26 protein-coding genes and 1 pseudogene are annotated in these 26,738 nt (G+C 46.4%); 26 read left to right on the top strand and 1 reads right to left on the bottom strand.

Going from position 1 to position 26,738, the window contains the following annotated elements:
• The first annotated feature begins 20 nt into the window (after positions 1–20).
• The 16 genes and pseudogenes from P22_RS05875 to P22_RS05805 all read left to right on the top strand — a co-directional run bounded on the left by P22_RS05875 (position 21) and on the right by P22_RS05805 (position 16,047).
• Positions 21–1,094, top strand: a complete 1,074-nt coding sequence (locus P22_RS05875; protein ID WP_054259286.1) for a zinc-dependent alcohol dehydrogenase — start codon at positions 21–23, stop codon at positions 1,092–1,094.
• A gap of 108 nt (positions 1,095–1,202) precedes the next feature.
• Positions 1,203–2,024, top strand: a complete 822-nt coding sequence (locus P22_RS05870; RefSeq protein ID WP_054259285.1) for a sugar phosphate isomerase/epimerase family protein — start codon at positions 1,203–1,205, stop codon at positions 2,022–2,024.
• A 67-nt stretch (positions 2,025–2,091) separates the two neighbouring features.
• Positions 2,092–3,858, top strand: coding sequence for a sugar porter family MFS transporter (locus P22_RS21105; RefSeq protein ID WP_069972764.1), 1,767 nt, complete (start codon positions 2,092–2,094; stop codon positions 3,856–3,858).
• 71 nt (positions 3,859–3,929) lie between these two features.
• Positions 3,930–5,200: pseudogene (locus P22_RS21540) on the top strand (sugar porter family MFS transporter).
• A 28-nt stretch (positions 5,201–5,228) separates the two neighbouring features.
• Positions 5,229–6,056 carry a sugar phosphate isomerase/epimerase family protein gene (locus P22_RS05855; RefSeq protein ID WP_054259284.1) on the top strand — a complete coding sequence of 276 codons (828 nt, stop codon included), beginning with the start codon at positions 5,229–5,231 and terminating at the stop codon, positions 6,054–6,056.
• A 43-nt stretch (positions 6,057–6,099) separates the two neighbouring features.
• Entirely contained in the window at positions 6,100–7,119 is a 1,020-nt protein-coding gene (iolG, locus tag P22_RS05850; RefSeq protein WP_082378414.1) for an inositol 2-dehydrogenase, read from the top strand.
• 31 nt (positions 7,120–7,150) lie between these two features.
• Positions 7,151–7,930 (top strand): DeoR/GlpR family DNA-binding transcription regulator, encoded by a 780-nt coding sequence (locus P22_RS05845; RefSeq protein WP_172675810.1) that lies wholly within the window; start codon positions 7,151–7,153, stop codon positions 7,928–7,930.
• Positions 7,931–8,026: 96 nt separating this feature from the next.
• The gene (locus P22_RS05840; RefSeq protein WP_054259283.1) at positions 8,027–9,178 is read left to right on the top strand and encodes an iron-containing alcohol dehydrogenase; all 1,152 of its coding nucleotides are present in this window, start codon (positions 8,027–8,029) and stop codon (positions 9,176–9,178) included.
• A 51-nt stretch (positions 9,179–9,229) separates the two neighbouring features.
• On the top strand, positions 9,230–9,424 hold the full coding sequence (locus P22_RS21350; RefSeq protein ID WP_255351781.1) for a class II fructose-bisphosphate aldolase: 195 nt from the start codon (positions 9,230–9,232) through the stop codon (positions 9,422–9,424).
• Positions 9,425–9,426: 2 nt separating this feature from the next.
• A complete protein-coding gene (locus tag P22_RS05835) occupies positions 9,427–10,077 on the top strand; it encodes a class II fructose-bisphosphate aldolase (RefSeq protein ID WP_255351780.1) in 651 nt (216 codons plus the stop codon).
• Positions 10,078–10,092: 15 nt separating this feature from the next.
• Positions 10,093–11,124 carry a 5-dehydro-2-deoxygluconokinase gene (gene iolC / locus P22_RS05830; protein WP_054259282.1) on the top strand — a complete coding sequence of 344 codons (1,032 nt, stop codon included), beginning with the start codon at positions 10,093–10,095 and terminating at the stop codon, positions 11,122–11,124.
• A gap of 411 nt (positions 11,125–11,535) precedes the next feature.
• On the top strand, positions 11,536–12,579 hold the full coding sequence (locus P22_RS05825; protein WP_054259281.1) for an ABC transporter substrate-binding protein: 1,044 nt from the start codon (positions 11,536–11,538) through the stop codon (positions 12,577–12,579).
• A gap of 5 nt (positions 12,580–12,584) precedes the next feature.
• Entirely contained in the window at positions 12,585–13,370 is a 786-nt protein-coding gene (locus tag P22_RS05820) for an ABC transporter permease subunit (RefSeq protein ID WP_235814562.1), read from the top strand.
• A gap of 12 nt (positions 13,371–13,382) precedes the next feature.
• Positions 13,383–14,153, top strand: coding sequence for an ABC transporter ATP-binding protein (locus P22_RS05815; protein WP_054259279.1), 771 nt, complete (start codon positions 13,383–13,385; stop codon positions 14,151–14,153).
• A gap of 24 nt (positions 14,154–14,177) precedes the next feature.
• On the top strand, positions 14,178–15,353 hold the full coding sequence (locus P22_RS05810) for a mandelate racemase/muconate lactonizing enzyme family protein (RefSeq protein WP_054259278.1): 1,176 nt from the start codon (positions 14,178–14,180) through the stop codon (positions 15,351–15,353).
• Positions 15,354–15,393: 40 nt separating this feature from the next.
• Positions 15,394–16,047, top strand: a complete 654-nt coding sequence (locus P22_RS05805) for a DUF1847 domain-containing protein (RefSeq protein WP_054259277.1) — start codon at positions 15,394–15,396, stop codon at positions 16,045–16,047.
• Between the two features lie 443 nt (positions 16,048–16,490).
• Here the strand turns inward: P22_RS05805 and P22_RS05800 are convergent, their stop codons facing one another.
• Positions 16,491–17,453: an AEC family transporter gene (locus P22_RS05800; protein ID WP_054259276.1), complete on the bottom strand. Its 963-nt coding sequence runs from the start codon at positions 17,451–17,453 to the stop codon at positions 16,491–16,493.
• A gap of 298 nt (positions 17,454–17,751) precedes the next feature.
• On the opposite strand from P22_RS05800, the gene P22_RS05795 reads away from it, so the two are divergent.
• The 10 genes from P22_RS05795 to P22_RS05750 all read left to right on the top strand — a co-directional run bounded on the left by P22_RS05795 (position 17,752) and on the right by P22_RS05750 (position 26,729).
• Complete coding sequence (locus P22_RS05795; protein WP_054259333.1) at positions 17,752–18,192, top strand: RrF2 family transcriptional regulator; 441 nt, start codon at positions 17,752–17,754, stop codon at positions 18,190–18,192.
• Positions 18,185–19,387, top strand: a complete 1,203-nt coding sequence (gene nifS / locus P22_RS05790) for a cysteine desulfurase NifS (protein WP_054259275.1) — start codon at positions 18,185–18,187, stop codon at positions 19,385–19,387. The genes P22_RS05795 and nifS overlap by 8 nt, the downstream gene beginning before the upstream one ends.
• A complete protein-coding gene (gene nifU / locus P22_RS05785; protein WP_054259274.1) occupies positions 19,377–19,808 on the top strand; it encodes a Fe-S cluster assembly scaffold protein NifU in 432 nt (143 codons plus the stop codon). Before nifS ends, nifU begins: the two co-directional genes overlap by 11 nt.
• A 367-nt stretch (positions 19,809–20,175) precedes the next feature.
• Positions 20,176–20,958 carry a glucose-1-phosphate cytidylyltransferase gene (gene rfbF / locus P22_RS05780; RefSeq protein WP_054259273.1) on the top strand — a complete coding sequence of 261 codons (783 nt, stop codon included), beginning with the start codon at positions 20,176–20,178 and terminating at the stop codon, positions 20,956–20,958.
• The gene (rfbG, locus tag P22_RS05775) at positions 20,955–22,031 is read left to right on the top strand and encodes a CDP-glucose 4,6-dehydratase (protein ID WP_054259272.1); all 1,077 of its coding nucleotides are present in this window, start codon (positions 20,955–20,957) and stop codon (positions 22,029–22,031) included. Before rfbF ends, rfbG begins: the two co-directional genes overlap by 4 nt.
• A gap of 48 nt (positions 22,032–22,079) precedes the next feature.
• The gene (locus P22_RS05770; RefSeq protein WP_054259271.1) at positions 22,080–23,309 is read left to right on the top strand and encodes a class I SAM-dependent methyltransferase; all 1,230 of its coding nucleotides are present in this window, start codon (positions 22,080–22,082) and stop codon (positions 23,307–23,309) included.
• On the top strand, positions 23,310–23,840 hold the full coding sequence (gene rfbC, locus P22_RS05765) for a dTDP-4-dehydrorhamnose 3,5-epimerase (protein WP_054259270.1): 531 nt from the start codon (positions 23,310–23,312) through the stop codon (positions 23,838–23,840).
• Positions 23,837–24,778: an NAD-dependent epimerase/dehydratase family protein gene (locus tag P22_RS05760; protein WP_216598031.1), complete on the top strand. Its 942-nt coding sequence runs from the start codon at positions 23,837–23,839 to the stop codon at positions 24,776–24,778. Before rfbC ends, P22_RS05760 begins: the two co-directional genes overlap by 4 nt.
• On the top strand, positions 24,775–25,962 hold the full coding sequence (locus P22_RS05755; protein WP_054259268.1) for a class I SAM-dependent methyltransferase: 1,188 nt from the start codon (positions 24,775–24,777) through the stop codon (positions 25,960–25,962). The genes P22_RS05760 and P22_RS05755 overlap by 4 nt, the downstream gene beginning before the upstream one ends.
• Positions 25,959–26,729: a cephalosporin hydroxylase family protein gene (locus tag P22_RS05750; RefSeq protein ID WP_054259267.1), complete on the top strand. Its 771-nt coding sequence runs from the start codon at positions 25,959–25,961 to the stop codon at positions 26,727–26,729. The genes P22_RS05755 and P22_RS05750 overlap by 4 nt, the downstream gene beginning before the upstream one ends.
• Positions 26,730–26,738: the final 9 nt, after the last annotated feature.

Genomic DNA, 26,738 nt, shown 5'->3' with positions numbered 1-26,738 from the left:
ATTAAGAGGAGATATAAATCATGAAAAAACGTCCAACGAAGTGTAAAGCAGCTTTTATGTACGGCCCTGAAGATCTGAGAATTGAGGATTTGGAGCTGCCGCCGCTGCAACCCAACCAAGTGTTGATCAAACTTAAAGCCTGCGGCATCTGCGGTTCCGACGTGGAATGCTATGAAGGCAAATCCGCCGAGGGCCGTTACGATATAGCACCGTATGTGCCAGGACATGAATGGGCCGGGCAGGTTGCCGAAATCGGCAGTGCTGTAACTTCAGTAAAGGAAGGCAATAAAGTGGTTGGTGACTGCGTATTGCCCTGCAATAATTGCGCCAATTGCAAAGATGGCAAAATGCCTTCCGCCTGCCTGAATATGCGGGAGCTTGGCTTCCGGCCGGATTCTCCCGGCGGTTGGGGCGAATATATGATTCTGGAAGAGCAATATACCCATGCAATCCCTGATGATTGGGACTATGAGCTGGGTGCCTGGGTGGAAACTTTTAATGTCGGCTATTGGGGAGTATGGGGCAACGGTTGCAGTCCCGATGCTTCCGACGATATTGCCATCATCGGTGCCGGGCCGATCGGTATGTGTGCGGCTATGGTGTGTGCGACTTCCGGAGCAAATGTGATCGCCATTGATCCTTTGGAAAAAAGACGCCAGAATATCTTGCATTATGGCGCGAATCAGGTGGTTGACCCGACTGCCGGCAATGTGGAAGAAAAACTAAAAGAACTAACCAACGGCCGTGGTCCGTCCGTCGTCATTGAATGCTCGGGAAATGACATCGGGATCGCCTCGTTGTTTGATATTGCCGGCCATTCTGCCCGGGTCGGTGTGGTAGGGCACTCCATCGGGCGTAAAGTTCCTGTGGAAATCGGCAAAACCATCTGGAAAACGCTGCGCCTTTCCGGTTCAGGCGGTACAAACAAGTGGTTTCCCAGAACGATTCGTTTTATGTCCCGCATTAAAGACAAATATGATTTTGCCGCCTTAAATTCCCATCATTTTGATTTTTTCGATTTAGACAAAGCCATGGATCTTGCCTGCCACCATAAGGATATTGCCCGTAAAGTTATGCTGACCTTTAAGGACTAGGTGTCTGCTTTACCTGGTTTGACAATAAACGGAAAGGGTGGCCGCTAGCTGTCGCCTTTTCCGTCTGTTAACTGGAGCAAACTGTTGAGAGAAAGGAGTAGTGGGAGCATGAAACCTTGGAGACTTGCCGTATCCTCCGCCGATGAAGCACCGGCTACCGCCCCGATTTTACTGCACGGTGATATTTGCAGCAATTTACGGGCGGCAGCCAGTTTAGGCTATGATGCGATTGAAGTCCATACCAGAGAAGACGCGGCTTTGGATTATCCGGCAATTGAACAAACGATGCACGAATGGGGCACGAAAGTTTGTATGGTGATAACGGGGCGGTTAAATACGGAAGGACGCTGTAATTTAATTGATGATACGCCGTATGTTGTCAGGGCTGCGATGGACGGCATGAAACAGTATATCGATATGGCGCAACAGCTTCACGCCGACTTGGTAATCGGCTGGGTTAAAGGCAATATTCCGCCCGGTGGCAAGCGCGGCAAATATCTGGACCGGCTGGCAAAAAATTTAAGAGAACTTGCCGGTTACGGAGGCGAGCGCAATGTAAAGCTGAATCTTGAAGTGATTAACCGCTATGAAGTCAATTTGTTTACGACAGCGGCTGAAACTATGGAATTTCTGGAGCACTATCAAATCGAAAACTGCTATGTCCATTTGGATACCTTCCATATGGGGATTAGTGAATGCGATCCGGCGGCGGCGATCCGGCGGTGTAAGGGCAAATTGGGGTATATGCACCTTGCCGATAATTCCCGTTGTTATCCGGGAAGTGGCCAGCTTGATTTTCAGAAAATTCTGGGATCATTAAGTGAAATTGCCTATAACGGGTATCTGTCCGTAGAATGTTTGCCGGAGCCTGATGGTTGGACCGCCGCAGAAAGAGCCGCCGCTTATTTGAAAAATTTACTTGAAAAGTAAGTCTGACCGAAAATAGCTGAAATTAAGCGCTTTACGCGTTTGCGTAGAATAGAAAGGATGGAATTCTATGAATAAGCGAAGTCTGTTTATCGGTATGATTTACTTTTTCGGTGCATTGGGTGGTCTGCTGTTTGGTTTTGATACAGGCGTAATTTCCGGCGCTCTTCTTTATATCACAAATGATTTTCAGCTTACGCCTTTTTCAGAGGGGTTGGTGGTCGGCGGGCTGCTAATCGGCGCGGCAATCGGGGCCGGCTTTTGCGGTATGCTTTCTGATAAAATCGGCCGGAAGAGATCTATTATTCTCTTAGGTGTACTCTTTACGATTGGCGCCTGGGGAACGGCCTTTGCCCCCGAGGTTACGACACTGGTGTTATTTCGGGTGGAATTGGGCATTGCTGTCGGCGGGGCGTCAACGCTGGTGCCGTTATATTTGTCGGAGATGGCACCGGCCGTCATGCGCGGCCGCATTGCCGCATTGAATACAGTCATGTGCGGCATTGGGCTATTATCGGCGTACCTTGTAAATTATTATTACTCAAGTACGGGAAATTGGCACTATATGCTTGCTTGGGCGGTTCTCCCTTCTGTCGTATTAGTGGCGGGCATGTTTTTTGTTCCGGAAAGTCCGCGTTGGCTGTTAAAAAATAAAGGATTGCAGCAGGCTCGAAAAGTATTGGCTTTAACCCGGGGCGAAGATATGGTAGACGCAGAAATTGAAATGATCCAGCATATTAACAAACAAAAAGAAGGTACTTTCCGGGAACTGTTTCAACCTAGCGTGTTTCCTATTGTCCTGATCGGCATCGGCGTGGCTGTAGGCCAGCAGGTCATAGGAACCAATACTATATTTTATTATGCGCCGACCGTGCTGGCCAAAGCCGGTTCCGGTTCTTCCTCGGCAATCCTGGGAACCATTATGCTGGGTGTGGCGAACCTTATTTTTACCATTGTCGGGATTCTTCTTGTCGATAAAATCGGACGCCGGCTGCCGCTGATGCTTGGCAATATCGGCATGTCGCTGGCATTGGTTTTATTAGGAGTTGGCGTAAACTTTTTCAGTGCACCAGCTTGGTTTTTAACCGTTTGCCTGGGGCTGTTTATGATGTCGTATTCAGCTAGCTGGGGGATGATTGCCTGGATTGTACTGGCGGAAATTTTGCCGTTGCGGATCCGTGGTAGGGCGATGGGAGTTGCCGGCATTATTCATTGGTGCTCTAATTTTGCGGTGTCGTTTACTTTTCCGTTGCTGCTTGCGTCCCTCGGTATCGGCTATGTCTATTTTATGTATGCCGCGATAGGGATCATTGCCTTTCTCTTTGTATATAAATATGTCCCGGAAACCAATGGAAAAACACTGGAAGAAATTGAGCTGGAACTTGCCCAAAAATATGGCCCGGCAGCGGGTGAAGCTTTTGCCGCCACGGATACACAGGCCTGTGCCTGGCAAGAGCCGTTAGGTAAGCCCGAACACGTCAAGTATGAAAGTACAATCACTGAAATTGGAAAATTCACCCTGGATTTTCTGAAAAATGAGAAAAAAGTGATTTTGTTCAATGGTGATGAGGTGCCGCCTGAATTGGTCAACATGGTTGTACAACATACGGAGAGCTGTCTACATGAAAGCATACGGGTCGGGGATGCGTTCACCATAGGAAATCAGCAATATACGGTTGCAGCTATTGGCACTATAGCTTTACATTCATTGCGGGAAAAAGGACACTGTACCTTGGTGTTTTCAGGAAAAAACAAAGTGGAGCTGCCGGGACAAATTGTCCTTTCGGGAAAATTAGAACCCCGGTTTATGGTTGGTGATACGATATGGTGCTCTTAACCAGCAATATGCAGCTGCAGCCTGGCTAAAGTTACATGGCGACAGTAATAAAAAAGGAGACGATAAACCTCATGGACAATCTAAGCTGCCCAAACGGGACTCTCCCGGAATCGAGTCAAGTATTACAGCCAAATAAACGCACCCCCAAAGTATTTTTAAGGATTATCACTATGGTGTCGACGCTGGGGGGCCTGCTCTTCGGGTATAACACCGGCGTGGTCAACGGCGCCTTAGTATATATGGCGCGTCCGGATCAATTAAACCTTACCCCGTTTATGGAAGGGGTTTGGGCGTAGGCAGCGCATCGGTTACAGTGCCGACTTATTTAGTGGAAATGTCGCCGGCCGAACACCGGGGCCGGATGGTTACGCAAAATGAATTGATGATTGTAACCGGGCAATTTCTAGGGTTTCTCATCAATGCAATTATGGGGACTGCATTCGGGTCCTACGGGAATATCTGGCGCTACATGCTGTCGGTTGCGTCCCTGCCGGCCGTGGTTTTGTAGCTGGGCATGCTGACCATGCCGGAAAGCCCGCGCTGGCTGCTGTCAAAAGGAAAGGTGAGCGAGGCGCTGCAGGTATTAAAACGCGTGCGGGACGAAGCGCATACCGTTGCCGAATTTAATGAAATGCAGGACCATATCGCCGCTGAAGCGCATCTGAAGAAAGCCACCATAAAAGATTTTGCAGCACCCTGGATTCGCCGGCTGTTATTCATTGGGATCGGTGTCGGGATTGTCCAGCAGATTACGGGGGTAAATTCGATTAACTATTATGGAACGCAAATTCTGCGCGAAGCCGGTTTTAATACGCAGGCTGCTTTAATTGCCAATACAGCAAATGGCATCATTTCCGTAACGGCAACGTTGGTCGGCATGTGGCTGCTGGGAAAATTCGGCCGGCGGGCAATCTTTCTGACCGGGTTGACCGTCACCAGCATTGTGCAATGTTTTATTGGAATTTTTTCGATGACATTGTCTGAGCAAGCCTTTTTTCCTTACCTTATTCTTTCACTGACAGTTACCTTCATGGCCTTTCAACAAGGCTGCAGCGCACCGGTCACCTGGCTTATCATGTCGGAAATATTCCCATTGCGTTTGCGGGGACTGGGCATGGGCACGGTAGTATTCTTTTCGTGGATAGCTAATTTTACAGTCGGCTTATCTTTCCCGGTTTTGCTGGCCAGCGTTGGTTTGTCAAAGACTTTCTTTATATTTGCCATTTGCGGATTACTGGCCGTTATCTTTGTTGCCAAATGGGTTCCGGAAACCAAAGGGCGCTCTCTCGAACAGTTGGAACAGAGCTTCAAGAATTATAAAAAGTCTGAAGCTACCAATTGAAATTAAAAGTTAGGAGATGAACAGGGCTGTGAAACTTGGTATGAATGAGGCCACTTGTAAAGAAAATTCCACCTTGGAGCAAGACCTGAGACTTTGCGAAAAGTATCATTATAGCTACATCGAGATTCGCCTGGATATGTTGAAAGCTTATTTGCAGCATCATTCCATAGCAGAGCTGCAGCATTTTTTTGCCAATAGCAAAGTCAAACCCTATGCTTTTAACTCTATCGAGGATATTAACTTTTGTACCGAAGAACAATGGGCAAAGGTAGTCGAGTTATTTACTTTTGCCTGTGAGATGGGGCGGAAAATTGACAATCCCTATCTCATTGTTGTTCCCACGATGAGCGATGCCATGCTGAAAAAGACTGATAGGGAAATATTTGAAGATAGTTTAAAGGTATTGCGAAAGTTGTCCGATATCGCCAAACCGTATGGAGTGAAACTGGCTTTTGAACCGATCGGCAATCCCCGCTGGTGCGTACGGAATTTAGAGCAGTGCATGGCTATCATTGATGCCGTAGACCGGCAGAATGTAGGAGTGGCATTGGATGCTTTCAATCTTTTTCTCTACAATAAACTGCAGAACATAGATGCCATCGATCTGGTTCCGGCAGAAAAAATTTTTGTTTATCATATTGACGACAGCGAAGATCTGCCGCTGTCGGTGTTGGATCATTGTCATCGGCTGTTCCCCGGTGACGGGGTTATCCCACTGGGGGAAATCACCCGGAGGCTTCATAAGAAAGGCTATGACGGTGTTGCATCGGTAGAACTTTTCCGGCCGGAATACTGGGCGATGGACCCGGATGATGTTTTTCGGCTGGCTGCAGAAAAGACGCGCAATTTTTTATGAGCGGTAATGTGGTTATACATTATTTTTAAAGGAGGAGAAAATTATGTCGGAAATAGTAAAAATAGGTATTATCGGTACGGGAAGGATTGGTAAATTGCATGGTAACAACTTGGCGTTTGCAGTGCCTAACGCCAAACTGGAAGCCGTTGCCGATTTGTATATGAATGAGGAGATGCGCGCTTGGGCGCAGGGGTTAGGGGTGAAAAAAGTGTACAATAACCCCGCACAAATTTTTAATGATCCGGAAATTGATGCCGTCTTTATATGCTCGTCCTCGGAGGCCCACGCCGATTTAATCATTCAGGCGGCAGCGGCTCAAAAGCATATTTTTTGTGAAAAACCGCTTCATACCGATGCAACGAAAATTCAGTCCGCGCTGAATGCTGTTGAAAAAGCAGGCGTAAAACTCCAGGTGGGTTTTGTGCGCCGCTTTGATCACAATCATAAAAAAGTCAGGGATATTGTAGCTTCCGGCCGGTTAGGAAAGCCGCACATTATTAAAGTGACTTCCCGGGATCCGGAACAGCAGCCAATGGAATATATTCGTAACTCAGGCGGAATTTTTCTTGACATGACCATCCATGATTTTGATATGGTGCGCTATCTTTCCGGCAGTGAGGTGACCGAAGTTACTGCGATCGGCACCGTAAAAATTGACGACCGTATTAGCGAATTCAATGATGTGGATACGGCCATCGTGATGCTCAAATTTGCCAATGGTGCGATCGGTGTTATTGAAAATAGCCGGGCAGCCCGTTATGGCTATGATCAACGCGTCGAAGTACATTGTGATAAAGGCTGTGTGCAGGACTATAATGACCTCATTGATACGGCCATGATCAGTACAAAAGAGGGAGTTTATACCGAAAAACCAAAATGGTTTTTCCTGGAACGTTATAACGAAGCCTTTATTGCGGAAGCGCGTGATTTTGTCGCCATAATTTTACAGGATACTTCCCCCTCTGTTACCGGTATTGACGGACTGATGCCTGTTCTCATTGCCAAGGCGGCACAAAAATCATTGCAGGAAGGACGGACGGTTAACATAGCGGAATTGACCTGAAACCGTTGTGGCGGAAGGGGGGATCTTGCTTATGATGAGAGTGGATCGACTGAATAAAATGGAAGAACTACTGGAAGAAGTAGAAAGCGTTTCTATGGATAAACTCAATGAAATCTTTCAGGTTTCATTGAGCACGCTTCACCGTGATCTGGCTGAATTGGAAAAGCGCGGTCTGATCAAAAAGACGTACGGCGGTATCGTGCTGAAGCGTCATCAAGCTCCGGAACCGTTTTCTTTACGGAACATTAAGCATCAAAAACAGAAGATGATGATTGCCAAGGTGGCCAGCAGGCTGGTTGCAGATGGTGATGTGATCTACATCGATTCCGGTACAACGACGATGCACCTGATTCCCTACCTTGCCGCCAAAAAGAATATAACGATTATCACGGCCAACGTTCACGTGATTAATGCATGTACTTTGTATCAGCAAATGAACGTGATTGTCACCGGCGGTTTGTTTTATCCTCCTGCCAACACCTTTGTCGGTGCAGACGTTATTCGTTGTTTAAGAAACTACAATATTTCCAAAACTTTTTTTGCAGCCGCTGGCTTTTCCATTGAAAATGGGGTGACCAGTGATTCGCCTCTCGAATGCGAAATCAAGCAGTATCTTGCGGAAATAGAACAAGAGAAAATTTTGCTTGCCGGCTCTTCCAAAGTAGGCACAACCTCTCTGATGACTTTCTGCCAGCTGAAAGATATAGATTATTTGATTATGGACCAGAAACCGCCGCAAGCCTATCTCGAACATTTTGCCAGGCATCAGGTAAAGCTGCTTACCAGTGATACTGAGGAAATAGACAGCTAGAATAGGACAAAGCATTAAAACCGTTGAATAGCGCTGATAACTAATCCTATTCCATTGCAATAAACCCAATATGTAAAGTCATAAGGAGTGAGAAGCATGGGAAATGAATTTTTAGTACCGGCCAAAATCCTGTCAGGTGCCGGTGTCATCGGCGAACTGGGTGAATACATACAAGGAAAGGGAGGCAAAGCATTACTGGTTACCGATCAATTTATGGTTCAGCTTGGCAATGCGGCCAAGGTAACCGCCGCCCTGGATAAAGCCCATATTGCCTACGCCATCTATGCCGGCGCCAACAGCGAACCAACCGATATCATGGTGGCGGAGGGCGTTGCGCTGTACCGGGAGGAAGGCTGCGACTTTATCATTGCGCTCGGTGGCGGCAGTCCGATCGATGCGGCGAAAGCCATCGGTTTTATGGCGGAAAGTCCGGGTAAAATCAGCGATTACCTGCACAAAACCATCCAGACGCCGGTGCCCTACCTGGCAGCCATCCCGACAACGGCGGGTACCGGCTCGGAAGCCACGAAATTCACCATCATTACCGACACAAAAAAGAATGTGAAAATGTTGCTGGCCGGTCCGTCGATCCTGCCGGCACTGGCCGTAGTGGACCCGGACTTCACGCTGACGGCTCCGCCCCAAGTAACGGCAGCAACCGGAATCGACGCGCTAACCCATGCGATTGAGGCCTATACCTCGCGCAAGGCACAGCCGCTGTCCGATACCTTTGCCTTAGCGGCTATCAAGAAGATTCACCGGAATCTGCCGGTTTGTTTCCAGGACGGCAAGAACGAAGCCGCAAGGCTGCAAATGGCCATCGGAGCCCATGAGGCCGGCATTGCCTTCAATAATGCATCCGTTACTCTGGTACATGGTATGAGCAGGCCTATTGGAGCACTGTTTCACATTGCCCATGGTATATCCAATGCCGTGCTGCTGCCGGCCTGCCTTGCCTTCGCCAGCTCTGGCAATACGGCCCGATTTGCTCAAATCGGCTGGGTAATGGGAGTAGCTGACGAACATAGTCCGGACGGTGAAGCCGCAACAGCTATGGTACTAGAAGTCGAGCGTTTATGCCGGGAACTGGAGATCCCGCCCTTGGCACAACTTGGTGTAAAGAAGGACGAATTTTTTGCACAGCTTGATAAAATGGCAGACGATGCTTTGGACAGCGGCAGTCCGGCCAATACTTTCAGAATACCGACAAAAGAACAAATCATTGAAATATACAAGCAGTTATGGTAAGCCGCAAGAAGTATTCAAGATAGACGCTGCGAGCAGAGAAGGAGGAGGAAGATGGCTTTAGTTACACTGGAGCAAATATTGAAACAGGCAAGGGCCGGGCGGTATGGGATTGGCGCTTTTAACGTTGCGAACATGGAGATGATTATGGGGGCCGTTGAAGCGGCGGAAGAGCTTAACTCACCGCTGATTATTCAAGTGGCGGAAGGCCGTATGCGGTATTCTCCCCTGCCGCTTATTGGGCGGTGACGGTGGCGGCGGCCAAGGCGGCAAAGGTTCCTGTTGCCGTGCATTATGATCATGGTTTTGATCTCGCTTTGATCAGGCAGGCGTTGGAGCTGGGTTTTTCTTCGGTGATGTTTGACGGCTCCCATGATCCCCTGGACAAAAACATAGCAACAACCAGGAAGGTTATGGCGATGGCGGCGGAATTCGGCGCTTCGGTAGAAGCCGAGATTGGCAAGGTCGGCGGCAGTGAAGGCGATTATGCCGGCGTGGAAATTATGATTACTTCGGTAGAAGACGCAAAACGGTTTTATGCCGAGACAAAGATCCATGCCTTGGCGGTAGCTATTGGTACGGTCCATGGGGAGTATAAGGTCGAGCCTAATCTGCGGTTTGACCGTTTGCGGAAAATTCATGACGAGGTAGCCGTGCCGCTGGTGCTGCATAGCGGTTCCGGTCTTTTGGCCGGAGATTTTAGAAGAGCCATCGCTCATGGTGTTTCTAAAGTGAATATTGCTACCGCCTCGTTTCAAAGTATAGTAAAGCAAATGTATGCTATATTTTTGGATAACCGGGGAGTTACGTATTTCCAGCTTCATGACGCTATACGGCAGGCGACTTATGAAAATGTGAAAGAGCATATTTGCATTTTTGGCAGTAACAACCAGTGTAAATAAAGGAGGATACCGGACATGAATCACATCCAGTTTGAGGCGGCAAAACCGATGGACATTATACCTGTAGGCAGAGCGACTATTGATCTTAATCCCAACGAACTTCATAGACCGCTGTTTGAAGTAGCCACCTTTTCCATGTATCTGGGCGGATCACCAGCCAATATTACAGTGGGAATGGCCCGGTTAGGGAAAAAAGCGGGCTTTTTGGGCAAAGTATCGGATGATCAGTTTGGCGAGTTCATCAAAGGCTATTTTAGTAAAGAAGGCGTCGATATTTCTCAGATTTCGGCGGCGAAAAACGGCGAGTGCTTAGGTTTGACTTTCACGGAAATTCTGACTCCTACCGAAAGCCGTATCCTGATGTACCGCAATGGTGTGGCCGACCTGCAGTTATTGACCGAAGATGTTTCCGAAGAGTACATTAAAAACTCAAAGATTCTGTTGCTATCAGGTACTGCCTTGGCAGCCAGCCTTTCCAGGGAAGCTTGCTTTTTAGCCATGAAATATGCCAAACAACATGGAACCATAGTTATCTTTGATATTGATTACCGCAGTTATACCTGGAAATCCAAAGCGGAAATCTCTGTCTACTACTCGCTGGCCGGTAAAATGAGCGATATTATTATCGGTTCCCGCGAAGAATTTGATTTGATGGAAATGCTTGATGCGAAAAATACCGTCAAGGGCTATCAACTGGCGGAGCAGTATTTAGGCTATGGCAATAAAATTGCGATTATCAAATACGGGAAAAAAGGTTCTATTGCTTATTGCAGCGATCAGCGGGCTTATAAAGTGGATTCATTTTCTATTAAGCTGTTAAAGTCTTTCGGCGGCGGAGATGCTTATGCGTCCGCTTTTATCTACGGGCTTTTGGAGAATTGGGATGTCTCCAAGGCGCTGGAATTTGCCACGGCTTCCGCATCGATGGTGGTAGCCAGCCATAGTTGTTCGGCGGCGATGCCTAAAGCAGCGGATATTCAAAAATTTATTGCCGGACGGACTGAAAAGGTGATTACAGAAATAGGCTGGAGAGATGATGTCGAGTAATTGGCTGCTGGGGCGGTGTGATTGCCTGCCGGGCTTCTTAAAGAATTTGCATATTGACAAATAAATTTAGGTGGTATATTATAACAAAAAAAGAATTTTTGGATTCATATTTGGTTGACTAGATAGCTAGAGACCAATTCCGAGAGGAGTTGGTCTTTTTTATTTTGTCTGTATGCCGGCAATGCAGGGATTCCGGCCAGCTATCCCGACAATAATTAAATAAACGAGAGTTTAAGGTGAAGGTGGTGAGGCTGGGAGTGCCGGCGTGCTGGTTATAGTCAACCGTCTGGGAAATCTGGAACTGACTTAAAAATGGGCTGCGGCTGTGGTTTTAGACTGCGGACCGAAGCCTGAGGATGTAACTGGGGTGAATCGTTGCTATTTTATTTTAGGATAGGAGAGGTTGGTAAATTGAGACAGTATAGAATGGTTTTATTAGCTTTATTTCTGGTATTTTCACTGCTCATGGCGGGATGCGGCAGTTCCCGGACAGAACAGGAAAGCGGCAAAACAACGACTGCCGCGGCAGGGACTGATTTAGACCTTTCAGGAGTTGTTCTGCGAATAGGGGCAGCAGAGGGGAAAAACGGGCAGGCTTTTTTGGAAGCTGCCGGACTGGATAAAACACCGTATAAAGTGGAATTCCATGTAATGCAGGGTGGAAATCTTGTATTAGAAGCAATGGCGGCAAATCAGCTTGATTTAGGGACTGGCAGCCAAATTCCACCGATTTTTGCTTCCCAGGCCCGAAATGGTGGAAATCTGAAAATTATTGCAACTAAAAAATCAACGACACTCAACCAGGAATTAGTTGTTTCGGCCAATTCGCCAATTCAATCGGTGAAAGACCTAAAAGGGAAAAAGGTTGCCTATGTAAAGAGTACAACCGCGCATTATTTTTTGGCAAAAATGCTGGAAAATGCCGGCCTTTCCTGGAATGAAGTGGAAACAATAGCTATGTCGACTTCGGATGGGTTGTCGGCGCTGCTTACAGGAGAGGTCGACGCGCTTGCCAGCTACGGCAACGCGATACGTTCCGCTCATGCCAGGGGAGCGGTAACCCTGCAGTCGGCAGCCGATATTCTTTCCGGTGATTTTTACTGGTATGCAACACCGGAGGCCATTAAGGATCCTAAAAAGCATGCGGCTATCGTGGATTATCTGTCACGCTTTCATGAAGCCAATGAATGGGCAAGACAGCATCCGGCGGAATGGGCGGCATATTATGCACCGCAAATTAACCAGCAAACTCAGGAATATTTGGATCAATACAAGGAAGAAAACCAACAAACCCAAACAATCATTGTTCCCCTTGACGATAAGACCATTGCCTCTGAGCAGGATATTGTAGATACTTTTGCCAAACTGGGCCTGCTGCAGGCAGGGATTGACATCAGTAAGATTTTTGACCGTTCCTTTGATGCCGACATTAGTAAATTTAAAACATATGAGTAAGGCAGGTGACGAATGATTTGCGCAATCCGTTTAAAGTTACCGATTTGCTGCTTGCGTGGAGTATTCCGGTTACAGTGCTTATCCTTTGGTATATTATGACACTGGGGCAAAGCAGCACCAGTCTGTTTCCGCCTCCGGGGGATGTGGGGAAAGCTGTCGTACGGCTTATTGCCGACGGCACATTGGCAAAAAATATTGAAATTAGTACGGCCAGAGCGGCGGCGGGGTTTGTTATCGGCGGCCTGATCGGCTTTTTACTGGGTGTCGTCAACGGGCAGTTCCGGCTGGCGGAAAAGATTCTGAACACGCCGATACAAATGATTCGTAATGTTCCCCACCTGGCTATGCTGCCATTAATTCTTATCTGGTTTGGCATTGGAGAAACTGCTAAAACGGTATTGATTTCCCTGGGCACGTTTTTTCCCATTTATCTTAATACCTTTCATGGCATCCGCTACGTTGATCATAGCTTGCTGGAGATGGGAAAAACCTATGGCCTGACCCGGTTCGAGTTATTCAAAGATATTATTTTTCCAGGTTCCATGGCATCCATCATGATCGGTATCCGCCAGTCGCTTGGGCGTATGTGGCTAACCCTGATTGTAGCCGAGACGGTTGCGGCGAAATCCGGGATAGGGTTTATGGCTACCAATGCCAGGGAATTCATGCTCATGGATGTTATTGTGCTTAGCCTGATTATCTATGCTTTTTTAGGAAGCCTTTCCGATTTTGCCGCCGGTTTGATTGAAAAACGGGTGTTGCGATGGCATATAAATTACAGAAAAGGGTAGCGGGAGAATAGCATGAGCGATACGATAAAAGGATTTGCGATTGAAATACAAAATGTAAGTAAGTGTTTTGGGACTGTCCAGGTCTTAAAAAATTTAAATCTCAGTATAGCGCCGGGGGAGTTTGTTGCATTGGTGGGACAGAGCGGCTGTGGCAAAAGTACGCTGTTACGGCTTATTTCTCATCTGGAAGTTCCCACAACGGGCAGCATTGTCCTGCACGATGCGCCGGTGCGGCAAATTAATCCGGAGGTCAGATATCTTTTTCAGGAGGCAAGGCTGTTGCCCTGGAAGAAAGTGTGGGAGAATGTCGCATTAGGATCGAAGGAGCGCAGCAGGGAGCGCGCTATCGGCGCTTTGGAAGAGGTTGATTTGGCAAATAAGGCGGAGGAATGGCCGGCGGTTTTGTCGGGCGGGCAGAAGCAAAGAGTGTCGTTAGCGCGGGCACTGGCCGGAGAACCCAAATTGTTACTCTTGGATGAACCCCTTGGTGCCCTGGATGCCCTGACCCGGATTAATATGCAGGTGTTAATTGAAAAATTGTGGAAAGAACAGGGCTTTACGGTTGTTTTAGTGACCCATGATGTGGGCGAAGCTGTCTATTTGGCGGACCGGGTTGTGCTGATCGAAGAAGGCAGAATAGCTCTGGATAAAAAGGTGACCCTTGCCCGGCCCAGGGTAAAAGACAGCAGCTTTGCCTATTTCGAAAGATTGATTTTAGCTAGAGTCCTAAAGCAGGAACAAAAGGGTGCGCAGGAAATTTCCGATGAAATTTATGCCATTTAGAGAATATAGAAAGAAGGATTCGTAATGAAAATAACGCAGGTGGAAGTATTTCATGTTCATTTACGTAAGAACTCCGGACAGCGTCCTGTCTTAGTGAGAATTGATACCGATGAAGGAATATATGGCGTGGGGGAGGCCGGTATGGCTTACGGTGTTGGCGGAAGTGCCGCGGCCGGCATGATTAAAGATCTCGCCAAGCTGATTCTGGGCTTGGATCCGTTCAATACGGAGTTTATATGGGAAAAATTTTTCAAGAAAACATTCTGGGGACAGGGAGGAGGGACGGTTGTTTTTTCCGGAATGAGCGCAATTGATATGGCATTGTGGGATATTAAAGGAAAAGCATTAGGTCTGCCCCTGTATCGGCTTTTGGGCGGAAAGTGCAGAAAGGATCTTAGGGTCTATGCTTCCCAAATTCAGTTTTCCTGGGGAACGGAGCGGAAGCCGAGAGGAAAGAAGGAAGAATATGCCGAGGAGGCTTTAAAAGCCGTTGCTGAAGGGTATGATGCCGTTAAAGTGGATGTTCTGGCGCTTAACCGGAGTGGCACTACCGAAAATGTACACTTAGAGGGACCGCTTCCCAATTCGGTTATTCAGCTTGGCGTGGAACGGGTCAAAGCCATTCGGGAGGCTGTTGGTCCGGATGTCGATATTATCATCGAAAATCATGCGAATACGGATATGGTCAGCGCCATTCAGTTTGCCAAGGCCATTGAAGAATATAATATTTTCTTTTATGAAGAGATTAACACGCCTTTGAATCCTAAGCTGCTGCAAAAAGCCAAGGAGAAAATCAGCATACCCATTGCTTCCGGGGAAAGAATATATACCCGCTGGGGATATCTGCCCTTTTTTGCCGATCGTTCTATCGACATCATTCAACCGGATATTGGTTCCTGCGGCGGTTTATCCGAATTTAAAAAGATTGCGGACTTGGCGCATGCCTACGAGGTTACCGTGCAGGCTCATGTGGCAGGAACCGGCGTAGCAGAAGCGGCAGCTTTGCATGCCGAAACGGCAATTCCTAATTTCTGTATTCATGAACACCATCAAAAGACACTGCTGCCGGAGTATGCTGAATTATGCGTTCATAACTATCAGCCGGTAAACGGGCGCTATACTGTGCCGGAGTTTCCGGGGATAGGGCAGGATTTTACCGAAAAGGTCTATACCGATTCGGACAGAGTTTTGATTAAATAACCCTAACAGAGGCGTAGTTGATGTTTGGAGGAACAACAATATGAAATCAAAAGACAAACTGAATTTTACCTGTGCCGACTGCGGTACAGGCAGCTGCAGCAAGGGAGACGGACATTTTCCTGAATTTTGTCTGACAACCCAACTGACCGAAGAAGAGATTGCGGATATTGTTGAATTGTACAACAAAAATGAAGAAGTGCGTAAACTGGCGATTGCCGGAGCGGAGGTAGAAGGCGGCTTTTATGGAAAATATACGCGTGTGGAAGAAATCATGGAATTTGCCAGAAGAATTGACGCCAGGAAAATTGGTATTGCCACCTGTTCCGGATTATTAAATGAAAGCAGAATTTTTGCGCGCATTTTAAAAGTTCATGGCTTTGAAGTATTCGGGGTTGCCTGTAAAGTAGCTGCCATACCCAAAACGGAAATTCATATTGGCAGCGAATATATTAGAAGAGACGGTGAACCACTGTGCAATCCGGTATTGCAGGCTAAATTATTAAATAGGAATGAAACGGAGCTTAATGTTGTGGTTGGGCTATGCGTAGGGCATGACAGTCTGTTTTATAAATATTCCCAAGCACCGGTAACTACTTTGGTGACTAAAGACCGGCTTACGGGTCATAATCCGGTAGCGGCACTCTATACGGCACAAAGTTATTATACAAGATTATTAGATGGAAACTGGCAATAAACCTGAAAATACTTAGACGGCACCACCTGCATGATTAGTTTGAGGTAATCTTTTAAAATCAATGACTTCAGTACTTATAAAAAAATGTCTGACTTAAACAGGTTTATTAATCTGTTTAAGTCAGACGCTTTAACAACACAGGGAAAAACGTAAGACCATCGCAGGGGAAAGGTTAACCAACGAGTTTTCAGGTGTTTGGATGATTCGGTTTTTCCATATATTTGTCATAGTTGGTATTCTTTTTTTCTTGGTTTTGGGCTTTGGCGTTTTTTTGCTGCTTTGCGGCAGACGGTTGCTGTGCCATAGATAATCACCTCCCGGCCATAGTATGTACGCATGGTGATTACGCTATGCAATTAGCAATTTGTTTTTTCCTAAAAAGAGGTGTTCCTGGGCAGTGGTACACTGCAAAGTACAATGTGCTGTATTTTGTCATCGGACGTTTATACAGGAAAGAAAATCCGTGCTGCATAGATGGCAAGTGACAGTGTCACCGCACTGAAGACGGTGGACACCATAACTGCCTGTGCGGCGAAATTCTGGCAGCTGTCACATTCAATCGCAATCAAAGCGGTGTTCACCGCGGTTGGTACTGAATAGGCTATCAGGATGGTTTGCGCCACTACTCCGGTAAAACCACCAATATGGATAAACAGGACAGCCAGCACCGGTCCGATGATGAGACGGGTAAAGGCCGAAAGATGTACATCGGGATTTTTGAGATCGAATTGCGTTTGCGAGAGTTGAACGCCAAGGGTCAACAAGGCGACAGGCACCAGTCCGTCCCTTAAATATTCGAGTGCAGGCCAAATTAAGGTTGCAGTGAAATCAAAGGGAATGCTTTTACAAAAGAAGGCCGTAGGTATGATGTAGATAGCAGGCATAGTAAAAATTTGCAAAATGGATTGCCGGACATTTCCATGAGCACGGCCGGCATTAAAAAAGCCAAGAGTATTGGTGCTGATATTTTGTATAACCAATATGACAATCTGTGTAGCAATAGCCTGCTGAAGATAAGGAGTTTTGCCATCGAATACAAAGGGCGTGCTGGTAAAGACCAGGGTAATCAATGACAAGCCGATATTTCCGGAATTATTAAACATGATAGAATTTTTAAAGGCGTTGGTCATACCGATATCATAATGACGAATGCGGGCTATGATTCGGCCCAGCAGATCATTGGTGAACAGCATTGCTCCGGCACACAAAAATACTTTGAACATATCAAAGCTCAAGGTTGTGGTATATAAATTTACAAAGATAAATGCCGGTACAAATAAATAAAAATTTAATTTGCTGAGAGTCAGTATATCCAATTCAAATTTTTTACCCAAAATATACCCAAGGGTGATAAGTATAAAAATTGGCAGGATATTATAACCTAAAATATGAAAAAAAATAGACATAGCAATTCCCTATTATTAATAATAAGATAGTTGTATTATAGTGGAATTTTATGTTTTTTTCAAATGAGTTTAGAAACTGTTTCTTTAATGAAAGACGATCATGGGTATGTAAACACTGATAAATCAGTTATGAAAGAAATTGTTAAGCTACAGAGCAACACCGTTTTTACTGTACGCAAGGATGAAAAATCTTGTTGGTTTATTGCAGGGGAAACGAGTAAGTTTAATGTTGACAAATCCGATAGGATTTATTAGAATTAGCTTAAGTCAAAATGATCATTATTTAGGTGTTGATGAAATGAAACTATCAACAAGAGGGCGCTATGGAGTAAAGGCTGTCCTGGAACTTGCCACTCATTATGGGAGAGAACATGTGTCCATCAAAGCAATTGCTGCAAAACAGCGTGTATCGGAGTATTATCTGGAACAGCTGTTTGCACAACTGCGGAGAGCGGGTATTATCAGGAGCATGCGCGGGGCCTATGGGGGGTATGCACTGAGCAGACCGCCCAGCGACATAACCGTTTATGATGTGATTGAAGTTCTTGAGGGAACTATTGAAATATCCGATTGTATTGCGGATACGACCTGTAGTAATAGTGACTGCTGCGCCACAAGACTTCTCTGGGTAAGAATTAAGGACAGCATTGATGATGTGCTGAAATCAACCACATTTCAAGACATGGTTGATGATTACAATAATATGAAGACGAATAAGGACGGTGTAAAGGGTGACTGACAAACATATTTATTTGGATCATTCGGCGACAACGTATATCAAACCGCAAGTTTTTGAGGAAATGCTTCCTTATCTGCAAATGCATTATGGCAACCCATCATCTATTTACGCCATGTCGCGGGTGACGGAAAAGGCCGTTGAGCAAGCCAGGGAGAAAGTGGCTGCTGCCCTTAACGCGGACAAGGGCGAAATCTTTTTTACCGGCGGCGGTTCCGAGGCTGATAATTGGGCTTTAAAGGGTGCTGCATTTGCTCACAAAAAGAAAGGAAATCATATTATCACCACGCAGATTGAGCATCATGCCATTCTACATACTTGCCAGTTCCTGGAGAAAAACGGGTTTGAAGTAACTTATCTTCCGGTTGATGCCGAGGGATTTGTAGATCTTGATGCATTACAGCGGGCTATAACCGATAAGACCATTCTGGTATCCGTCATGTTTGCCAATAATGAAATTGGTACCATTGAACCGATTAAAGAAATCGGCAGAATCTGTCGAGAGCGGAAGGTACTGTTCCACACTGATGCCGTTCAGGCAGTCGGGCATATACCAATTGATGTTAAAGATATGAATATTGATTTGCTTTCTTTGGCTGCTCATAAATTTTATGGCCCCAAGGGAGTTGGCGCACTGTATATCCGAAAAGGCGTCAAAATTGAAAACCTTATCCATGGGGGCGGCCAGGAAAAGGGAAAAAGAGCAGGTACGGAAAACATTGCCGGCATCGTTGGTTTAGGAAAGGCCCTTGAACTTGCGGTAAAGGAAATGCCTGAAGAAAATAAACGTCTGGTGCATTTGCGCGATAAACTCATCGCAGGACTTACCGGCATACCTCATACGAAACTGAATGGTCCGGCCGGTGATAAGCGGGCGCCAGGTAATGTGAATGTATGTTTTGAATTTATTGAAGGTGAGTCCATGCTGCTGCTGTTGGACCATAAAGGCGTAGCGGCTTCCAGCGGCAGTGCCTGCACCTCCGGCTCTCTTGATCCGTCTCATGTGCTGCTGGCCATCGGGCTGCCTCATGAAATTGCCCATGGTTCACTGCGACTCAGCTTAGGAAGCGCGACGACTGAACAGGATGTAGATTATGTTCTGCAGGTTTTACCTGATATTGTTCAGCGGTTAAGAGATATGTCTCCTTTGTGGAAAAATTATTTAGAGAAAAAGAAGGTGGATAGTTATGCAGTATAGTGAAAAAGTTATGGACCATTTTATGAATCCAAGAAATGTTGGTGAAATTGCCGAAGCTAATGGCATAGGTGAAGTGGGAAATGCTGTTTGCGGTGATATTATGAAAATTTATTTAAAAGTCGAAGATAACCGTATTATAGATGTGAAATTTAATACATTTGGCTGCGGTTCTGCTATCGCTTCTTCCAGCATGGCTACAGAAATGATTAAAGGCAAAACGCTGGAAGAAGCCTGGGAACTGACTAATAAGGCCGTTGCAGAGGCCTTGGACGGTTTACCGCCGGTTAAAATGCACTGTTCTGTTTTAGCGGAAGAAGCGGTGCATAAGGCCATCAATGATTATAGAGTTTCGATTGGTCTTGAACCGTGGAGTTATAGAAACCATGACGACATTCATGCTCAGGTGCATGGAGAACAGTAATTTGCAGGTGTGAGCAAGAAAGCCCTACAGGTAGAAATGTCTGTAGGGCTTTCTTGGGTTTTGGGCAATTTTGGAATGACCGTAAACCCGTTTCCTTGTCTTGTAGCATGGAAGCGGGTTTTTATTTTTCTAGAAATAGCAGTGTTTCTAGATGCCCGTAAACTGCGGCCGGCAGGGAGGAATGATTTCCCCTTGGTTTTGAGGAATTTTGCTGTTTGGCGGTATTTTTTCTTACAGAGAACAGTATGATGTGGAGAGATTGAATGGGAAATCATCGGTTTATTGTCGCAAAGCAGTGCCGTTTTCTAATGAACAGCATAAGATAATGTAGTTTATGCTGCAGGCAGTACCCAAGGGGGGGAGCAATATGAAAGCGGTTATTTTAGCCGGCGGTTTTGGGACGCGGATCAGTGAAGAGACACAGGCGCGGCCCAAGCCCATGGTTGAAATAGGCGGCAAGCCCATTCTCTGGCATATCATGAAATTGTATTCCTTTTATGGTATCAATGAATTTGTTATTTGTTGTGGGTATAAAGGTTATATGATTAAGGAATATTTTGCCAATTACTTTCTGCACATGTCTGATATCACGTTAAACATGCAGAATAATGCCATGGTGGTACACCAGAAACATGCCGAACCATGGGAAATTACATTAGTGGACACGGGCAGCAATACCATGACCGGCGGCAGATTAAAGAAAGTGAAATCCTTCATTGGCAAGGAGACCTTCTGTTTTACCTATGGTGACGGACTAAGCGATATCAATATCAAGGAGTTAGTGGATTTTCATAAACAGCAGGGCATTCTTGCTACCGTGACCGCGATACAACCTCCGGGCCGTTTTGGAAGATTGCAAATTAAAAATAACAGAGTACACGGGTTTGAGGAAAAGCCCCAGAGCGACGGGACATGGATTAATGGCGGATTTTTTGTTCTGGAACCGGATGTTTTTGCATTGTTGGAAGACGATAAAACGGTTTGGGAGGGAAAACCTCTGGAAGAGCTGACAAGGCAGGGACAGTTGGCCGCCTATAAATATCACGGCTTCTGGCGTCCTATGGATACCTTGCGGGACAAAATGTACCTTGAGGAATTGTGGAATAGCGGTAAAGCACCTTGGATGGTTTGGGGTTGTGAAAATCCATGATACATACAGCGTTTTGGCAGGACAAAAATGTGTTTGTTACAGGGCATACCGGGTTTAAAGGGGCCTGGTTATCCCTATGGCTGCATCGCTTGGGGGCAAAAGTCACGGGTTATGCCCTTGCTCCGCCAACTGTTCCCAATATGTATGAAATTTGTCAAATGGATCAGCTGATTTCCTCCACTACTGCAGATATCCGGGACGGCGAACGGTTAACACAGGCATTGGCGGCTTCAAAAGCGGAAATTGTTTTTCATCTGGCTGCGCAGCCACTTGTCAGCGTGGCGTATAAGACACCAAAAGAAACCCTGGAAACAAACATACTGGGGACTATCCATATGTTGGAAGCCATACGGACCGGTAAACAGGTTAGGGTTTTGGTCAATATAACTTCGGACAAATGCTATAAAGACCAAAAATGGTTGTGGGGCTACCGGGAAAATGATGCTTTGGGGGGATACGATCCTTATTCCGCAAGTAAAGCCTGTGCCGAACTGGTTATTGCCGCTTACCGGGATTCTTTTTTTCATACGAAGGCTTATGAAAGCCACCGGGTGGGGATTGCTTCGGCACGGGCGGGAAATGTCATTGGCGGAGGGGACTGGGCCCCAGATCGTCTTGTTCCCGATTGTTTTCGGGCGGTTGAACAGAAAAAGCGGATCCTATTACGTCAACCGCAGGCGACGCGGCCCTGGCAGCATGTGTTAGATCCTCTGAGCGGCTATTTACTATTGGCGGAAAAATTATGGGAAAACGGGCCGGAATATTCCGAAGCCTGGAATTTTGGACCTGAAGCCAGGGAGACTAAAAGTGTTGAGTGGCTGGTCAACCGGTTATACCAGCGTTTAGGGATTCAGGAAATACCGGTTATTCAGCAGGTTGGCGGTTTCCATGAAACGGCATGGTTGCAACTGGATTGCTCCAGGGCAAAACGGAAGCTGGGCTGGTGCCCCCAATGGGATGTGGGAAAAGCTGTAGATAAAACGGTGGAATGGATGCAGGCCTATTATGACCGGCAATCCATGCGTACGGTTTGTTACCGGCAGATAGAAGAGTATCTGGCGGAAAACGGTTAAAGAATATCGGTGGCAGAGTGGATCTGCCGGTTGAAGCAGGTGAATACAATGAAAAGACGATGCCGGTGCTGCGGGGCACTGTTGGAGCAAACTTTTGTTGACTTGGGTTTATCACCTTTGGCCAATCAATATATTACCCGGGAACAGCTCAATCATAAGGAGATTCTCTATCCCCTGCATGTTTTTGTATGTCATCATTGCTTTTTAGTGCAACTGGAGGAAATGGAGTCGCCGGAACATATTTTTTCAGAGTATGCCTATTTTAGTTCTTGTTCGCAGAGCTGGCTGAAGCACGCAGAAAACTATGCCGAGACCGTCATAAACCGGTTCGGTTTAAACGGTCAATCACAGATTATTGAAATTGCCAGTAATGATGGTTATTTATTGCAATATTTTCAAAAGAAAAAGATTCCCGTGACAGGAATTGAACCGGCCGGGAATGTGGCAATGCTGGCACAGAACAAGGGAATACCCACCTGGGTGCGCTTTTTTGGGCAGAATTTGGCGCAGGAACTGGTCGACCAGGGGATTAGCGCCGATCTCTTAATTGGCAATAACGTTTTGGCTCATGTTCCTGACCTGCATGATTTTATCAAAGGTATGAAAACCATCTTAAAACTGCAAGGCGTCATTACAGTGGAGTTTCCTCATTTACTGCAGTTAATGCAGCACAACCAATTTGATACTATCTACCATGAGCATTTTTCCTATTTTTCTCTGGAGGTAGTTAAGCGTATGTTTGCAACCCATGGACTATCTGTATTTGATGTGGAGGAGATTGATACTCATGGCGGGTCTTTACGGATTTATGCCTGCCATCAGGGTTGCAGCCTATATCCTATAAGACCCAGCGTAGAAAACTTGTGTCAAACAGAGCGTGTTTATGGATTACAAAGCCTCTGGACCTACCGGCAGTTTGAAGAACTAGTGAAAAAGACTAAACGTGATATTTTAACTTTTCTTATTCAGTGCAGGGAAAGCGGACGGCATATTGTAGGGTACGGGGCACCGGCTAAAGGGAATACATTGTTAAATTATTGCGGTATCCGGAGCGATTTTTTGGAATATACGGTAGACTGCAATCCTTATAAGCAGGGGAAATATTTGCCGGGAACCCGGATTCCTATTGTAAATCCTGAACGAATTTATCAGACACAACCGGAGTATGTATGGATACTTCCCTGGAATTTACGGGAAGAAATTGCCGGGCAAATGAGGGGAATTCGTGACTGGGGAGGAAAGTTTTTCATTACTATACCCCAAGTGCAGGTGTTTTAGATGCTCTATCAGGAAACAGAGCTGACCGGCGCCTTTATTCTGGAGTATGAGCCGATAAGGGATGAACGGGGATTTTTTGCCCGCACCTGGTGCTGCCGGGAGTTTGCCGGACGGGGTCTCAATCCGGCGCTAGTCCAGTGCAATATATCCTACAATAAGAAAAAAGGGACGCTGCGTGGAATGCATTATCAGGCAGACCCTTATGCGGAGGTGAAGTTGATACGGTGTACCCGGGGATCAATTTATGATGTCTTTATTGACCTGCGGCCCGGTTCCCCGACGTTGAAGAAATGGTTGGGCATTGAGTTATCCGCTCAAAATCATAAAATGGTATATATTCCTGAAGGCTTTGCCCATGGGTTTATCACTTTGGAAGACAATACCGAGGTGTTTTATCAAATGTCTACGGAATATCAGCCCAAAGCAGCACGCGGCTTCCGTTGGGACGATCCGGCATTTTCAATTTGCTGGCCTATTCCCGTAGAGAGAATCTCACAACGCGACATGAGTTATGAAAGGTGTACGTTATGATGAAAAAAGTGCTGTTAACCGGTGCCACCGGGGTCGTTGGCCGCCAGGTCATTCCTCTGTTGCTTGACCGCCGGTATGAGGTGCACGCAGTATGTCACAAAACCAGGAGCTCTCTGCCGTACTGTAATCAAGACGGCGTTTGGTGGCATCAATGCAACCTATTGGATCATCATGCCCAGAAAGTATTGTTGGCGGAAGTTTACCCTACTCATTTGCTGCATTTAGCGTGGTATACAGAACATGGGAAATTTTGGGATGCAAAGGAAAACATAGAATGGGTTCAGGCGAGTCTGGCTCTGCTGCTGTATTTTAGGGAGGTTATGGGGCAGAGGGCTGTTTTTTGCGGTAGTTGCGCAGAGTATGACTGGCATTATGGATTTTGCTCTGAGACTTCTACTCCCAAAAGGCCGGTTTCGTTATATGGATGCTGCAAAAACAGCTTGCAGGAGATTGTTCGTTGTTTTAGTACCGCAAACCATATCAGCAGTGCGTGGGCCAGGATATTTTTTTTCTATGGCCCCTATGAATATCCGGGGCGTTTGGTTGCTTCGGTGATTACCGCTTTATTGCAGAAGACAGCGGTACCCTGCAGTCATGGCAATCAAATACGCGATTTTTTATATGTAAAAGATGTTGCGGAGGCACTTGCTGCCCTGCTGGACTGTGATGTTCAAGGGCCTGTTAATATTGCTTCCGGGCAGCCCCGTTCTTTACGGGAAATTGTCTGCGCTATCGGTGAACAATTGGGAGCTTCCGATCAAATCAAGTTCGGCGAACTGTCAACTGCTCAAGAGGCACCTGTTGTACTGGCGGATGTCCGGAGGTTGAGACAGGAAGTAAACTGGCAACCCCGCTATACGCTGGAAGCCGGTTTGGCGGAAACCATTTCCTGGTGGAAACAACAGCTAATCAGCAAGGGGATGGAGAAAAATTTATGAGGAGAATCATTCGGTGTCCGGTATGTAAAGTCTCCGATGGTGTTGTTTTCTTAGAACATAAGCAGGTTGCCACCTGCCAGCATACCTTAATCGCAACAGCAGAGGCAGCACGTAATGTCGAGCGGGGGGACTTGACCCTGGTTTGCTGCCGGCAGTGCAATTTTATTTTTAACACTGCTTTTGATGAACAAAAACTCGCTTATGGTGAAGCATACGAAAATTCCCAGTCCTATTCGCCCTATTTCAGTCAGTATATGGATGAAATTATTGATGAGTTAGTTAAGGAAAAGGAGACTAACGATTGCCGGGTGATTGAAGTCGGCTGCGGGCAGGGAACATTTTTAAAACGTCTTATCGACCGGGAACCAGGAATTTACGGCTATGGTTTTGATCCAAGTTATCGCGGCCCCCTTACCCTGCAAGACGGGCGAATTACGTTTTTTCAAAGCAATTACGGGCCTGATGCCGCTCATATTATGGCGGATATAGTCATATGCCGGCATGTAATTGAACATGTTTCCCAGCCGGTAAGCCTGCTGCAATCCATTCGTCAGGCTATAAAGGCTTCAGCCCAAGCCCGCCTTTTTTTGGAAACCCCCTGCAGTGAATGGATTTTACGCAACGAAGTATTCTGGGATTTTTTTTATGAACATTGCTCGTATTTTAGCAGGGACTCTCTGGCAAGAGCTGTGGAATTAAGCGGCTTTCGGGTGCAAAATGTGTTTCACCGGTTTCATGGGCAGTATTTGTGGCTGGAAGCAAGGCTTCATGCAGATGATAAACTAATTTCCGGTCCTTCCCAAGCAACGCCGCTTTATTTTTTGGCCAGGCAATTTGCATACCGGGAACGGGATTTGATTGCCCGGTGGAGCGAACTTATTCAAAGCAAGATAAAACAGGGAGAGAGGATAGCCCTTTGGGGAGCAGGGGCCAAGGGTGCCACTTTTGCCGGCTTGCTTGATCCGGCATGCCGCTACTTCCAATGTGTGGTGGATATCAATCCGCAGAAACAGGGGAAATACCTTCCTGGAACGGGCCATCCCATTATAAAGCCCGCTGAATTACCGGATCTTCAAATCTCATCCATTATTATACTAAATCCCAATTACCGGAATGAAATAGTAAATATTCTCAAGGGTATGCCCGGCAAAATTAATTTATTAGAATTGGAGAATGATAAATGAAAATTACGATAGATACGGATCAGAATTCTCTGTGCTGTCAGGATCAGGTGGCAGGAGAACGGAAAATACCGCTATATTCGCCCGAAGCTTTTTATCTATTATCCGAATGGTGGATAAAAATTGGCTGGAATGAGAAGTATGCCTATACTTTTAGCTGGCTTGGGCGTCCGATTATTCAATTGCCTGCCGATATGTTTCGCATGCAGGAAATTCTCTACCGGATACAGCCGGATGTGATTATTGAAACGGGCGTGGCCCATGGCGGGTCTGTAATTTTTTATGCCGGACTTTGTAAAGTGTCCGGTATAGGGAGAGTAATCGGTATTGATATTGAAATCCGGCCCCGAAACCGGGAGGCAATCGAAAATCATCCTTTAGCTTCCTACATTACGCTGTTTGAGGGAAATTCCACCGCAAGGGAATTGCTGGCCAAAGTGAAGGACTGTGTAAAGGAAAGCGACAGAGTATTGGTTGTATTAGACTCCTGCCACACCAAGCAGCATGTACGTTCCGAACTGGAGGCATACGCACCGTTGGTTTCCCCCGGTTCTTATATTGTGGCTACGGATGGCATTATGAAAGAAATATTTGCTGTCCCGCGGGGCATGGCGAATTGGCAGTGGGATAATCCCTGTACTGCCGTGAGGGAATTCTTGCAGGACCATCCGGAATTTGTTTTGGAAGAACCTGAATGGAATTTTAATGAAAGCCAACTGGTACGGGACGTTACTTTTTGGCCAAATGCCTGGCTGAAAAAGCGAAGCTGATATTTGTGA

The organism is Propionispora sp. 2/2-37 (assembly GCF_001298735.1).
Classification (GTDB): Bacteria; Bacillota; Negativicutes; order Propionisporales; family Propionisporaceae; genus Propionispora.
Note: the sequence above shows the minus strand (reverse complement) of the source record. Positions and strands in the feature narration are given on the sequence as shown.